This is a genomic window from Actinoplanes italicus, from assembly GCF_003001815.1.
In the GTDB taxonomy this organism is placed as follows: Bacteria; Actinomycetota; Actinomycetes; order Mycobacteriales; family Micromonosporaceae; genus Actinoplanes; species Actinoplanes italicus.
This window is the reverse complement of the sequence record NZ_PVMZ01000005.1, coordinates 135739-149442: the sequence shown is the minus strand read 5'-3', so window position 1 is coordinate 149442 and position 13704 is coordinate 135739. Positions and strand designations below refer to the sequence as shown.

Below are 13704 nucleotides of genomic sequence, written 5' to 3'. Positions count from 1 at the left end.
GTCCGATCAGCCTTGGTGTGGAGACCCGCGTGCGGCGATGGGACACGGCCGGACTCGTGCTGCTGGTGACGCTGGGCGTCACGGCGCTCCTGGTGGTCCCACTGTCCGGGTCGATCACGGCGAGCAGCAGTTTCCAGCTGGGGTTCGCGGTGCTCGGGCTGCTCTTCGCCATCGGGGTGGTGCGTCGGCCGGGGCTGCCCGCGCCGACCCGGCGGGCCTGGCGGTGGATGCTGCCGACGTACGCCCTGTGGCCGCTCACGATCTCGCTCTACGCCGTCTTCCAGGGGCAGCCGTTTCCCAGCGTGCCGGACGTGCTGCGGCTGCTCATCACGCCCCTGACGCTGCTGGGCATCCTGGCCTTCACCCGGCCGCCGGCCTCCGCCACCGAGCGGGCCAAGCTGCGCCTGGACGCGGGGCTCGTGGGTCTCGGGGCGGGGATGGTGCTGTGGTATCTGGTGGTCAGCCCGGCGCTGGTGGCCAATGGTGCCACCTGGCGGGAGCTGGTTCCCAGCATCACCCACCCGATCCTCGACACGGCGCTGCTGTTCGGGATCAGCGTGGTGCTGATCCGGGGTACCCGTGCGGCTCCCGCGGACCGTGTCCCGCTGGCGATCATCGTGGTCGCGGCACTGATGTGCCTGCTCGGGGACACGGTGCGGGCGTACGTGCTCAACCACGGCGGTCCGGTGATGCCGTCGGTGCTCCAGCAGCTGCTCTGGACGTCGAACATCTTCCTGCTCATGCTCGCCCCCTATGTGCAGGGCTGGCTGTCGCGCCGGCCGTCGCTGGCGGTGCGGGTCGGCGGGCGTGGTCGTTCGTCGCGGCCGCCGCGCTGGCCGTACCTCACCGTTGTTCCTGGTTATCTGTTGTTGATGGCGACCGTCGGGGTGCAGCAGCCGTTCCCGGCCGCGGGGTTGATCCTCGGCGCGTTCCTGGTTTCGGTGCTGGCGTACGGCCGGCAGATGGTGTCGGCGCGGGAGAACCGGCGGATGGCCGTGACCGACATGCTGACCGGGCTGGCGAACCGGCTGGAGCTGCACGAGGCGCTGCCGCGGGCGCTGGCACGGGCCGTGCACAACAACACCCGCGTCGGGGTGCTGGTGATCGACATGAACGGGTTCAAGCAGGTCAACGACACCCTCGGGCATCGCGCCGGTGACCGGCTGCTGATCGGGTTCGCCGGTCTGCTGCGCGAGTGTGTGCTCGGTTCCGACCTGGTGGCGCGTCTCGGTGGTGACGAGTTCGCGATCATGCTGCCGGATCTGACCGACGAGTCGCAGGCCCAGGCGGTGGTCCGCCGGATCCGTGACGCGATGTCCGCGCCGATCGACGTGGGCGCCACCGCGGTGCAGCCGAACGCGAGCATCGGCGTCGCCCTGTCACAGCCGGGCGAGCTGTCCGCCGACGACCTGCTGCACCGCGCCGACCTGGCGATGTACGAGGGCAAGGGCACCGAGGCGCGGATCAGGTAGTGAAGATCGTGAACGCCACCTGGTGTACCGTGCCGCCGGCCTTGAACTGCAGGAACATCCGCTTGTCGCCACGTTCGGCGAAGGCGGCGTGAAAGGAGAGCGTCGCGTCGGCGGCCGGTAGCGGATGCAGGTGCTTGAGGCCCTGGGTGCGCACCTCGAAGTTGGACAGGTGGGCGTACGCGCCGAGGTACGGTTCCAGCACCGCCGGGCGGCCGTCACGGAGCACCTGGAACTGCAGCGCCGTCTGCGTGCCGGACGCCAGGTCGACGGTGCCGTCGAGGCGGCGCACCGTGTAGGGCCCGGAGCGGGCCTCGGCCTCCGGGGCGGGTACCGGGATCATCGCGGTGTCGCCGGGGATGACGAACGGCACCCCGAGCACGGTCGGTTCGGCGCCCATCGGGCCTTCGGGACGGCCGTGCGGTACGAACTCGATGTACACCCGGTACGCGCCGCCGTCGGTGATGGTGACCGGCGCCGTCCAGGCGCCGTCGACGACCTCGGGGTGCAGGTGCTGGTAATGCGACAGGTCGTCGCGCAGGACGTACATGTGCATGGGTTTGGTGTGCACGTCCTGGAAGTCGGTGACGGGGCCGCCGGGGCCGGTGACGCGCAGGGACACGGTGGCGGGTCCGCGGCCGGTGGGCAGCGCCAGCGGCTCGACCCGGAAGCCGTCGTAGGCGTCGGCGAGACCGTCGCTGTTGTACGCCACGGGGGAGGGGGCCGGCGCGGGAGGTGCTGCCGGTGCCGGGCCGCGGCTGTCGAAGAACAGGTAGGCGGCCCCGAGGAACCCGGCCAGCGTCACCGCCGCCGTGAGACGGCGGTGACGGGGGCCGGTCGGTGGTGTGCTCAGCTCACTGCCGCCGCGCCGGTGGGCCGGACCAGGAAGAGTCCGACGCCGATGCTCTGGACGGCGACGACACCGTTGGAGAGGTACGGCAGCGCCATCCAGCTACCGCTGTAGCCGGCGGCGTTGGAGGACGGGTCGACGTCGAAGTAGCCGACCTCGGGCAGCTTGGCGGTCGCCGCGTTGGTGGTGTCGAGGATCCGCAGGCCACCACGGTAGGACGCCTGGAAGTGCCGGTTGCCGACGGTGTAGCCGTTGTGGTTGACGAACACACCGCGGGCGGCGACGTCCTTACCGACGTAGCGGGCGGCGTCGAGCTTCTCGATGTTGTAGACGAAGTCGGGGCTGCCGCCGGCGGTGCTGATCGTCTCGTCGTTGACGATCATGTGCTTGTAGTCGCTGGTGGCGAAGCCCTGGTGGATGAAGCTGGCGCCGGGGTGGGTGACGCTGGACAGGACCTTGATGTTGGCCTTGTCGGTGACGTCGAGGATCTGGAACCGCTTGCCCTGGCCGGTGTAGTTGAACGCGATCTCGCGTCCGGTGTAACGGGTGTCCGGTCCGTTGTAGTTCACGACGACCGACTCGTGCGAGTAGACCTCACGGCTGTAGCACGCCACCTGCCGCAGGCTGAGCGGCGTCTTGATGTCGTAGATGGTCAGGCCCTTGCTGCACGTGTTCGCGCCGGAGACGTACAGGAAACCGGTGGTCTGATTGATCCACAGGGTGTGGCTGTTCGTGAGACCGGTGAAGCGGGCGTCGGCCGTGAAGGTCTGCGGGGTCGTCACGTTGCGCAATTTGTTGAGGTCGAAGACCTGGATGCCGTGCGAGACCGAATCCTTGCCGATGTACGCGTAATTGCGGTAGGTGCGTATGTCGCACCAGGAGGAGCTGACACCGTTCGAGGACGGAAGGTTCCCGAGGTATCGCGGGGTGCTGGGGTCGGTGACGTTGACGAAGGAGACACCGTTGGAACGGCAGTACAGGATGTACTCGTTGCTGTTGCTGGTGTCCTTCCAGAACCACATGCTCGACGAGCTGCCGCCGCCCAGTGCCGACTGGGGCAGGAAGCTGAGCAGTTCGACGTTCTTGCACGGGTACCTGTCGGCCATGCCGTTGACGCAGGAGATCGGCGCGGCGGCGGCGATGGCCTGCCCGCTCTTCCAGGTCGGCTGGTAGATGCGGAGCAGTTCGGCCTGCTCGGCCCTGCCCTCCGCGGTGTCCGGGTCGTGCGCCGTGGCCGGTGGCCCGGCGAGGGCGACCAGTAACAGCGCGGTGGCCGCCAGCATCGTGCGACGTACTCCTCGGAGCATGGTCAACGCCCTTTCACACGGAGGAGCCGGCGCGGGCAGGGGTGGGGCGCGCGCCGGCGTGCGTGCCTGAACGCTAAGCATCAATTCGATTCACGTCAATACAATGAAGGCGGCTCGGCGCCATCCGCGACGATATTCGCGAACAAATACGATTCCCATATCGCGCGACAGATATCTACGACGTTATAGAGCCCATTCCGGGCCGTCGTGCGAGGGGGGCCGCCGCCGACGAGACCGTGAGCGCCATGACCGGTGCCGCCATTTACGGAGCCCGGTGATCAGCCGCGGGCTCCCGGCGGGCAAACCCGGTGCCCGGCCTTCCGGCCGTTACCAGCGCCCTGATTGCCGCGTGTGCGGCAGGCGGCGGTCACCGTCGGCTCGACCGCCGGGGTGGCGGACGGCGTGACGGGGGCTGCCGGGAGCGAGGCTGGTGCGGACACCGACGGGGAGCCCGGGCCGGCCGTCGGGGAGGCCGGGCTGACGGTCGGTGCGGCCTGCGGGCCGGGACGCTGCGGCCCGGCCGCGCCGATCAGGGCGGCGGTCACCGCGGCCACCACCGTGACACCGGCGAACGCCAGCGCGACCGGCCGCAGTTGTGGACGACCACCGCTGTCCGGCCGGGGGCTGAGCCGTTCCAGGGCGGTCAGCACCTCGCCCGGGGTGGACGGCCTGTCGGCCGGGTACTTCGCCAGCAGGCCCGTCACCAGCCGGTCCAGGTCGGCGGGGATCCCGTCGCGGCGTGCGGAGGCCGGTGGCGCGGTGTCCTCCACGTGCTGCCAGGCGATCTCCATGGGACTGTCGCCGATGAACGGTGGCATGCCGGTCAGCATCGCGTAGAGCACGCAGCCCAGTCCGTACAGATCCGTGCGGGCGTCGACCGTGCCGCCGGTGACCTGTTCGGGCGCCATGAACGTGCACGTGCCGATCATCTGTGTGGGGCTGCTCAGCGATCCACGTGCGGTGCCCGACAGCCGGGCCAGACCGAAGTCGCAGACCTTCACCCGGCCGTCCGCGGTCAGGAGGATGTTCGCCGGTGTCACGTCCCGGTGCACGACGCCTGCTTCGGCGGCCGCCTCCAGCGCCGAGCACACCTGCACGGCGACGACGACCGCCTCGGTCACGGACATCGGGCCGCCGGCCAGCCGTCGTGCCAGGCTGTGGCCCTCGACGAACTCCATCACCAGGTACAGGACACCGTCGTCGTCGCCGACGTCGTGGACGGCCACGATGTTCGGGTGGGACAAGCCCGCGACGGTACGGGCCTCGCGCTCGAACCGGGTCGCCAGCGTCGGATCGGCGCGGAGGTCCTCGTGCAGCAGTTTCACCGCCACGGTCCGTCCGAGCCACCGGTCGACTCCGAGCCACACCTCGGCCGTGCCACCGCGGCCCAGCGGCGACCGCAGGTCGTATCGATCATTGAGAACCCGTGGACCCACCGCACAACCCTGGCACAGCCGGTGGGTTTACCGCCCGGTCATTCACCCGCCCGCGTGGCGGCCGTACAGCCGTCCTGGCCGGACAGTGGCGGGCAGTCACGCAGGACGCTCCAGCCCAGCATGCCGGTGACCCTCTCGAAACGGTCGCCGATGGACAGACCGCCCTTGTCCTCGATGCGGCACGCGTACATGGCGTTGTCGTGGCCGCTGTTGCGCATCTTCGTGACGTTCACGATGCGGCCGATCTCGGCACAGTGCTCGATGTAACGCAGCTGGATGATGTTGTGGAACAGGTACATCAGCCCGGTCAGCGGATCTTCGATCGGGCCGACCATGCGGGTCTCACTGGTGACCCAGAGGGATGCGCCGGCGGCGCGGACGACACCGAGCATGCTGCGCAGGTACGCCGGGAAGCGTTCCGCCTCGCGTGCGGCGAGGGCCATCTCGGCCAGGCTGTCGATGATGACGCGGCGGATCGACCGGTCGGCGAGGCTGTGCCGGATCAGCGAGGCCAGCACGTCCAGGTCCAGGTCGAGTGCGCCGACCGGGACGTGTGCGATGACCAGTTGGTCACGTGCCCGTGCGGCCGCGAAGTCCCAGCCGAACCGGCTGGCCATCTCCTGGAGTTCCTCGACGGTGTCCTCGAAGGTGACGTAGAGACACCGCTGTCCCTGAGTGAGTCCTTCGGCCAGGAAGGCCAGGCAGCCGATGGTCTTGCCGACACCGGTGGGGCCGAGCACGACGGTGGCGTCGGCGTCCGGGATCCCGCCGCCCATCAACGCGTCGAGCCCGGGGATCCCGGAGCGGATCCGTTCGCCGCGCTCCGGCATGTCGGTCGGCAGGAACGACTCGATCCGCGGGTAGACCCGGATGCCGTCGTCGGTGATGTGAAGGGTGTGGTTGCCGCCCAGCGGTGCGCAACCGCGCATCTTGAGCACCCGCAGCCCGCGCCGGTCGACCGGTTCGCGGATCTGGTGCGACAGCACCACGATGCCGTCGGCCAGCGAGAACTCGACTCCGGACAGCAGGTCGTCATCGCTGTACTCGCCCAGCAGCAGCAGGACGGCCCCGCTGTGCGCGACCCGGCTGCTCAGGTCGTACAGCGCCGAGCGCAGCGCGCGGGGGCTGACGAAGTCACGCAGCATCAGCGTGCTGTCGATGGCCACGATCACCGGCTCGTCGTCGAAAGCCCTGCCCACCACCTCGTTGATGAGCGGGTCGAGGTCCGTGGTGCTCTTGTCACGCAGCATGTCGCCGAGGTGTATGTATTCGACCCGCGTTCCGAGGGCGCCGGCGTCGAAGAAGCTGAAACCGCCAAGGTGATCCGTCAGCTTGGCGTGCGGTTCGGACAGGGTGGTGTAGTAGATCGCCTTGTGCTCGGCGGTGGCGACGGTGAAGCAGATCTGCTGCGCCAAAATCGTCTTGCCGGTGCCGGGCGGCCCGGACAGGACCACCACGGAGCCCGGTTGCAGCCCGCCGCCGAGGATGAGGTCCAGGTCCGCAAGCCCGGTCGCCACATGAGTCACTGGCCGTCATGCCTTCCCTTGAGCAGCCGTTGGGTGGTCTCGAGCAGTTCGGCACGCTCGTACGGCTTGGGCAGGGCGGCGTCAGCTTCGACAGCGAGCTGCCAGTCAGAGCTGACCGACAGGATCGGAATGGTGGCGGTCCCGGGGTCGGCCCGCAGCCGTTCGATGAGTTCCAGCCCGCCCATCACCGGCATCATCAGGTCCGTCACCACGAGATCCGGCCGGAACCTGCGGACCTCGTCCAGCGCGACGGCACCGTTGCCGGCCTCGGTCACCTGATATCCGGCCCGGGTCAGGATCCGGCGGAGCAGGAAGCGGAGATCCGGCTCGTCGTCGACCACCAGAATAGTGCTCAACGGACCTCCGTCCCGCTCGTCCGAACCTGGTCTCGGACGAGTGGGTTACCCACCGACTCCCTGGATATTCCGCGCAAAAGTAGCTAATCGGAACCGGGTCGGCCCCCGTGGGGCCGACCCGGTAACGATCGGAATCAGGAGGCGTAGGTCTCGAACTCGGCGACCTTGGGCGTACCCGAAGAGCTTGTGATCTTGAAAGTCAGCTTGGTCAGCGACGTCGCGGGGATGGTGATCACGCCCGGGCCCGTGCCCGACTTCAGGACCGCGCCGGTGGTGCCGTTGAGGATCTGGTAGCTGCCGATCGACGAACCGGACGCCTCGACGATGTTCACCCTGGCGACCTTGGTGGCGGTGCTCCACTTGATCGAGACGTCGCCGGTCGCGCCGTTCGGCGACCAGAAGGTGCTCACCTTGCCGTCACGGACGTTGCCGTAGCTGGTGCCGCTCGCCTTGCCGGAGCCGTCGGTTCCCGCGCCGAGGCTGAGATTGGTGCCGCTCGGCACGGTGGTCGGGCTGGTGGTGGGGCCGCTGGTCGGCGCGGTGGTGGGTGCGGTCGTCGGAGCGGTGGTGGGGACGGTGGCCGGAGCTGTCGTGGGGGCGGTGGTCGGGGTCGAGGTCACGGCGCACTTGCCGTCGGACACCTTCAGCCCCTTGCCGGCGCCCGCGGTCGCCGCGACCACGGTCGGCACGCACGCCGCGGTGTCGAGCGCGAAGGTGTACGGGACGCTGACGCTCGTGGTCGACGCCATGCTCGGGCCGGCCGGGTTGTACTCGGACGCCTTCGCGGACCAGGTCACGTTGTCCAGCACGTTGCCGGAGGTGTGCCAGGTGCCGGCCGCGCTGGTGTAGAAGGTGCCGAGCACGTCCTTGGAGTCCTGGAAGTAGTTGTTGTCGACCTTCGCCTTCGCGCCGGCACGGGAGTTGATGCCCGACTCGTTCAGCTTGACGTAGTGGTTGTTGAAGATGTGCGCCACACCGCCGCGCAGCAACGGCGTACGAGAGTCGAGGTTCTCGTATTTGTTGTGGTGGAAGGTGATGAAGCTGTTGCCGGTGTCGGTCTCGCTGGAGCCGATCAGGCCGCCACGACCCGAGTTCTTCAGGATGCTGTACGACAGCGTGACGAACTGGGTGTCGTCCTTCATGTCGAACAGTCCGTCGAAGCCCTCGGACTCACCGCCGGACGCCTCGAGCGTGCTGTGGTCCACCCACACGTTGCGGACCGTGCTCTCCATGCTGATCGCGTCGCCGCCGTTGGACAGCGGCGAACCCGACTTCTTGACGTTCTTGACCGTCACGTTCTGCACGACGATGTTGCTGGAGTCGCGGATGTGGATGCCCAGCTGGTCGAACGTGGCGCCGGCGCCGACACCCACGATGGTGACGTTGCTGATCTCCTTGAGCTCGATCCGGTCCGCGGCGGTGTTGCAGCTGTCACCGGACACCTTGGTGGTGTTGCCGTGGTTGATCGTGCCCTCGACCTGGATCGTGATCGGGGTGTCGGACGCCGCCCGCTTGCACAGCGCCTCGTGGATCTGCGTGCCGGTGGTGGCCTTGACCACGGCGCCACCCGCGCCGCCGCTGGTCCCGCCGTTCTGACTGGCGAAACCGGAGGCGACGTTGGTCGCGGCCGACGCGTCCGGCTGCGGCAGGCCGAGGGCGACCGCGGCGCCCACGGCCGCCACACCGGCGATCGCCGACAGCTGCACTACGGTAGATCGTTTCATCTTCGGTTCACCTGTTTCGTCGCGCGCCCCGGGGGTGGTCGCGCTTGGGGATGGACGAACAGATGTGGTCGGGGCTCCCGGATCGGTTGCTCAAGATCCAATGTGACGACGGTCACAAGCTGCGGCGGTGCGCGTGTCAGCGCGCCGCGCGCCGCTTGGCCAGGTACGGCAGCACGAACAGGTACAGGCCGGTGAAGAACAGCAGCGCCAGCGGGAACAGCGGCAGGTACGACACCCACACGAGCGGATCCTCCTGTGTCAGGGCGACCGTAGTGGCCACGACCGTGACGGTGAACAGAACCGCCGTCCAGCGGTGAACCTGCCGTACCCACCTGTTTCCGTTCATCGCCGAACCTCTCTGACCAGACGCTGTTGTCGCTGGTCAGGCTAATTTCTGCGGGCCGGGGAGGGCTTCTCGATTCCTGACCGATCGGGCGTGCCGATACGCTGCAGCATCCGCGGCGTCACCGACCGGTAGGAACCCGGATCGACCGGCAGCAGCCACTGCAGCGCGCGGGTGACACCACCGACGTTGAGGCCGAGCTCGTCGAGAACCTCGTCGATGTTGTGCATCGAGAACGGGATGATGTTGGTACCCCGGGCGTGCCGGCCGTCCGTGCGCTTCGTCATCCAGGCCAGGCGTGCCCGTACGTCCTCGCGCATCTTCTCCTCCGCCGGCAGCGTGACACCGCCGCGCAGGTGGGCGGCCGTCCAGACCGCGGCCATCTCGGCACTGAGCGGGCTGAAGAACGACGAGTTGTACCCGGCGAACGTCAGGTGCGGGACGTCGAGCGGCAGGATGTGCCGGTACAGCTGGAAGTTGCCCGCCTCGTCCTCGAGGCGCGCGTGCACGGCCGGGTCGAGGAACGGCACGTGCTGCCGGAACCCGGTGCCGCAGATGATCAGGTCGGCCGGGAGCACCGTCCCGTCGGCCAGCCGTGCCGCCGGCTTCCCGCCGTCGACGACGAGTTCGCTGATCACCTGGTCGCGGTGCACACTGATCCGGCCGTCGGCGACGCGCTCGAAGAAGCCCTCGGTCGCCAGCCCGACGGTGCTGCGGGCGATGTCCTCGAAGCTGCCCCGGGGCACCAGGCCGAGTTCGGAGAGCTTGAACTGCTTCGTCGCGACCGACCCGACGCTCTGCACCATGGCGTCGCGCACCGCACGGCCCGGACCGTGCAGGAACCGCTCGAAGCCCTTCAGATCGATGTAGCGGAACAGCGCCTCGCCCATGCGCGTGAGCAGCAGATACTTGTAGTTGAGCAGGCCGCCGAGCTTGCGGGGCATCTTCCACAGCAGCTCACGCGCCACCACACCGGTGTGGGCGGCGACCTCGCTGACCGGCACGGCCACGTCGCACGACGACTTGCCGTACCCGACGATCAGCACGTTGCGGCCCCGGGCCTCCTCCACGTCGTGGAACCCGCTCGCCGGCAGCACCCGCCCGCCCGCGGCCGTGAAGCCGGCGAGGCCGTCGAAGGCGGGAACGACCGGGTCGCTGAAGATGCCGTTGGCCACGACCAGGTGGTCGTACCGCTCCGTGGTCACCGGCTCCGCCTGCCCGGCGGGCCGGGACACGATCTGCCACGCCGACTCGTCGTCGACCAGCTCGGCGGAGACGACCTCGGTGGACAGGCGCAGCACCTCGCCGAGGGCGAACTTCTCCACGTACCGCTCGAGGTACTGCTGGACCTGCTCCCCGGTCGGCCACTGCGGATAGCCCGCGGGCATCGGCAGGTCGCTGAGGTGGTACGTGCCCTTGTCGTTCTGCGTGCGCAGGCCGGGGTAGCGGCGCGTGCGGCTCCACACCCCGCCCACGTCGGGCGCCTGTTCGAACACGGTCACCTCGAAGCCGCTCTGCCGCAGCACCTTGGCCGCGCTCACACCGGCGAACCCGGCACCGACAACGGCGATCTTCATGACATTCCTCCTGGCGTGACCGATGACCCTGTGCAACCTAACGACCACGGCACGGTGGCAGAATTCGGGCATGGCAAACGGTCTTCGGGTACTCCTGCTGCACGGCCTCGGCGCGACCGGCGCCGTCTGGTCCGGCTGGGAGCCGATCCTCGAACGGCACTGGCCCGGCCGGTGGGCGGCACCGGACCTCCCCGGTCACGGCGGGTCGCCGGAGCTGCCCGGGTACACGTTCGATGCCCTGGCCGAGGCGGTCCGCCCGCTCGTGGACCCCGGCGGCGGGACCGTGGTGCTCGGCCACTCGCTCGGCGGCGTGGTGGCCCTGGCCCTGGCGGCGAAGGTGCCGCTGGCCGGGGTGGCCGGGCTGGGGATCAAGGTCGACTGGACCGGCGAAGAGCTCGGCCGCGCGCGGGCGCTGGCCGGGCGGCCGGTGACCTGGTTCGACTCCGAGGACGAGGCGATCACCCGCTACCTGCGGGTCTCCGGCCTGGCGGGCCTCATCGAGCCCGGCCACCCGGCGGCGCGCGACGGCGTCCGCGAGCAGGACGGCCGCTGGCGTCTCGCCCTCGATCCGCGTGCCTTCGGCGTGGGCGCGCCCGACATGGCGGCACTGGTGGCCGGCTCACCGTCTCCGCTCCTGCTGGCTCGCGGCGAGAACGACCCCATGAACACCGACGACCAGATCAAAGCCTTGGGCGTACGGGTGAGCACGCTGCCCGGGCTCGGCCACAACGCCCACGTCGAGAGCCCCGAGCGGTGCGCGGAGCTGCTGCGTCAGCCCGAGTTCGGCCCGAGCCTGAGGTGACTGGTGATCCGGTAGCGGTCGCCGCGGTAGATGCTGCGGGTGAACTCGATGACCCGCCCGCCGTCGTCGCGGCTGGTGCGCTCGAACAGCAGCGCCGGTGAATGCAGCGGCACACCGAGCAGCCCCGACTCGTCGGCGTCGGTGACGGTGGGTTCGACGGTCTGCACCGCCTCGGCCGGGTTCACGCCGTAGTCCTCGCGCAGCCGCCGGTACAGCGAACCGGACACGAACTCGCCGGCGGTGATGCCGGGCGCCACCGTGGCGGGCAGCCGGATCTGCTCGATGGCCATCGGCTCGCCGTCGACGATCCGCAGCCGCCGCACGTACAGCAGGTCGTCGGATGGGGAGACCTGCAACCGCCGGCCGAGCCGGGCGCCGGCCGGTTCGACGCGGAAGTCGAGCACCTCGCTGGTCCAGTCGCCGTCGGCCGGTGGCACCGGCTCCCCGAAGCCGGACGGGACCTCCTGCGAGATCTTGTGCGGGCTGGTGAACGTGCCCTTGCCGTGCTGGCGCACGAGCAGCCCGGTGCGGGCCAGGTCGTCGATGGCCGCCCGCACGGTAGGTCGCGAAGCCTGCAGCAGCTCGGAGAGCGTGCGCTCCGACGGCATCGGGTCACCGGGCCCCCGCGCGTCGATCAGCTCCCGCAGCCTGTCCCGCACTTCAGCGCGCCGCATACCGTCCCCATTGCCCCATGGTCAGCATTGCCCAGTGGTCTGCCGCGAGCAGTCTCGCCGCTGGACGCCCCGCTGTCGAGCCCACATGTCACACTGTTAAGAAAGTTTCGGGATGGGTATTGACGTTTACCACTGGTATGGCCCACGGTTGCCTTCCATACCACTGGTAACCCTTCCATGAAGGAGCCCACCCCCATGGGTCAACACCCCATTCGCAAGATCGCCATCGGTACGACCATGGCCGCGACAGTGGCGGCCCTGACCGGCATCGGCATCGCCGTCGCCCCGACCGGCAGCGCCGCCGTCGGCTGCGGCGTGCTCTTCGACGACTTCAACTACTCGTCACGCACCGACCCGGCCCTCGGCCAGCGCGGCTGGAGCATCCGCACCAACGCGGGCGGCCCCGGCGTGAGCGGCGCCCGCTGGCTCGCCGACAACGTGTCCTTCCCGACCGTCGACGGACAGAAGGCCGCCCAGCTGCGCGCCGTCACCGACGGCACCGCGGCCGGCACCTCGCACGCCGAGTTCTCGCTGAGCAACCGCCGCTTCTTCGAGGGCACCTACATGGCTCGGATCAAGTTCGCCGACACCCCCGTCAGCGGCGCCGACGGCGACCACGTGAACCAGACCTTCTACACCATCTCCCCGCTGGCGGCCCCGCGTGACCCGCTCTACTCCGAGATGGACTTCTCCGAGTACCTGCCCAACGGCGGCTGGGGCGAGCCCGGCCCGATCAACTACCAGACCACCTGGTACACCTACGTCGCCGACCCCTGGTTCGCCGACAACGTGCACAGCAAACAGTCCCGCAGCATCAGTGGCTGGCACGACGTGATGGCCACCGTCTCCGGCGGGCACGTGAAGTACTACATCGACGGCGCGCTGGTCGGCGACCACTCCGGCAAGGTCTACCCCCGGCAGAACATGTCGATCGACTTCAACCAGTGGTTCATCGACCTGGCCGGGCACACCGGCGGTGCCAGCACCTGGCTCCAGTCCGTCGACTACGTCTACCACGCCAAGCGGCAGGTCTTGAGCCCCGCACAGGCGTCGGCCGCGGTCAACGCGTACCGCACGGCCGGCACCTCCCACACCGACAACGTCGTCGCCACCAACGACTGCGACGCCGGCACGCCGCCCACCAACCCGCCGACCAACCCACCCACCACCGGCGCGACGATGCTGCAGTCCAACTTCAGCGGCCGCTGCATCGACATCCCCGGCGGTGTCCCGAACTCGGGCTCCCTGCTGCAGACCTGGGACTGCAACGGCACGGACGCCCAGAAATGGACCTTCCACACCGACGGAACGGTCCGAGCCATGGGCAAATGCATGGACCCGGCCGGCGGCGCCCTCACCAACAGCACCCGCATCCAGCTGGCCGACTGCAACACCAATCCGGTCCAGCGCTTCACCCTGACCCCGGCCCGAACCCTGCAGAACGTCTCCTCGGGCCGCTGCGTCGACATCAAGGACTGGGTCGGCACCAACGGAGCGGCGCTTCAGCTCTGGGACTGCGCCGGCTCGGCCAACCAGATCTGGGGCAAGCTCTGACCGTTGCCCCTCGCCGCGGCGTGCGACAGTGCACGCCGCGGCGTATCGGCATCGGTTCCGTTCCTGGTCGGCAGGCCGTCCGCCAC

General features: G+C 69.3%; 12 protein-coding genes. 3 read left to right on the top strand and 9 right to left on the bottom strand.

The features are described from left to right. The first annotated feature begins 29 nt into the window (after nt 1-29). A complete protein-coding gene (locus CLV67_RS14540) occupies nt 30-1472 on the top strand; it encodes a GGDEF domain-containing protein (RefSeq protein ID WP_146169134.1) in 1443 nt (480 codons plus the stop codon). On the opposite strand, the gene CLV67_RS14535 is transcribed toward CLV67_RS14540, so the two are convergent. From CLV67_RS14535 to CLV67_RS14500, 8 genes are all read right to left on the bottom strand, one after another. Further along, a complete protein-coding gene (locus CLV67_RS14535; protein ID WP_239166212.1) occupies nt 1465-2274 on the bottom strand; it encodes a hypothetical protein in 810 nt (269 codons plus the stop codon). The two genes, CLV67_RS14540 and CLV67_RS14535, sit on opposite strands and share 8 nt — an antisense overlap. Nucleotides 2275-2318: 44 nt before the next feature. Further along, on the bottom strand, nt 2319-3602 hold the full coding sequence (locus CLV67_RS14530) for a choice-of-anchor B family protein (protein ID WP_170153855.1): 1284 nt from the start codon (nt 3600-3602) through the stop codon (nt 2319-2321). Between the two features lie 302 nt (nt 3603-3904). After that, nucleotides 3905-5062, bottom strand: coding sequence for a serine/threonine-protein kinase (locus tag CLV67_RS14525; protein ID WP_106318484.1), 1158 nt, complete (start codon nt 5060-5062; stop codon nt 3905-3907). Nucleotides 5063-5100: 38 nt separating this feature from the next. After that, on the bottom strand, nt 5101-6579 hold the full coding sequence (locus CLV67_RS14520; RefSeq protein ID WP_307833858.1) for a DUF7125 family protein: 1479 nt from the start codon (nt 6577-6579) through the stop codon (nt 5101-5103). Nucleotides 6580-6584: 5 nt separating this feature from the next. Further along, on the bottom strand, nt 6585-6944 hold the full coding sequence (locus CLV67_RS14515) for a response regulator (RefSeq protein ID WP_106318480.1): 360 nt from the start codon (nt 6942-6944) through the stop codon (nt 6585-6587). A 134-nt stretch (nt 6945-7078) separates the two neighbouring features. Then, nucleotides 7079-8668: a pectate lyase family protein gene (locus CLV67_RS14510; protein WP_106318478.1), complete on the bottom strand. Its 1590-nt coding sequence runs from the start codon at nt 8666-8668 to the stop codon at nt 7079-7081. Nucleotides 8669-8804: 136 nt separating this feature from the next. Further along, the gene (locus CLV67_RS14505) at nt 8805-9014 is read right to left on the bottom strand and encodes a hypothetical protein (protein ID WP_106318476.1); all 210 of its coding nucleotides are present in this window, start codon (nt 9012-9014) and stop codon (nt 8805-8807) included. A gap of 41 nt (nt 9015-9055) precedes the next feature. Continuing rightward, the gene (locus CLV67_RS14500) at nt 9056-10588 is read right to left on the bottom strand and encodes a flavin-containing monooxygenase (RefSeq protein WP_106318474.1); all 1533 of its coding nucleotides are present in this window, start codon (nt 10586-10588) and stop codon (nt 9056-9058) included. A gap of 70 nt (nt 10589-10658) precedes the next feature. Here CLV67_RS14500 and CLV67_RS14495 point away from each other — a divergent pair, with 70 nt between their 5' ends. Further along, entirely contained in the window at nt 10659-11390 is a 732-nt protein-coding gene (locus CLV67_RS14495; RefSeq protein ID WP_106318472.1) for an alpha/beta fold hydrolase, read from the top strand. On the opposite strand, the gene CLV67_RS14490 is transcribed toward CLV67_RS14495, so the two are convergent. Further along, entirely contained in the window at nt 11360-12064 is a 705-nt protein-coding gene (locus tag CLV67_RS14490) for a GntR family transcriptional regulator (RefSeq protein ID WP_106318470.1), read from the bottom strand. The two genes, CLV67_RS14495 and CLV67_RS14490, sit on opposite strands and share 31 nt — an antisense overlap. 195 nt (nt 12065-12259) lie before the next feature. Here CLV67_RS14490 and CLV67_RS14485 point away from each other — a divergent pair, with 195 nt between their 5' ends. After that, complete coding sequence (locus tag CLV67_RS14485) at nt 12260-13618, top strand: ricin-type beta-trefoil lectin domain protein (protein WP_239166213.1); 1359 nt, start codon at nt 12260-12262, stop codon at nt 13616-13618. The last annotated feature ends 86 nt before the right edge of the window (nt 13619-13704 follow it).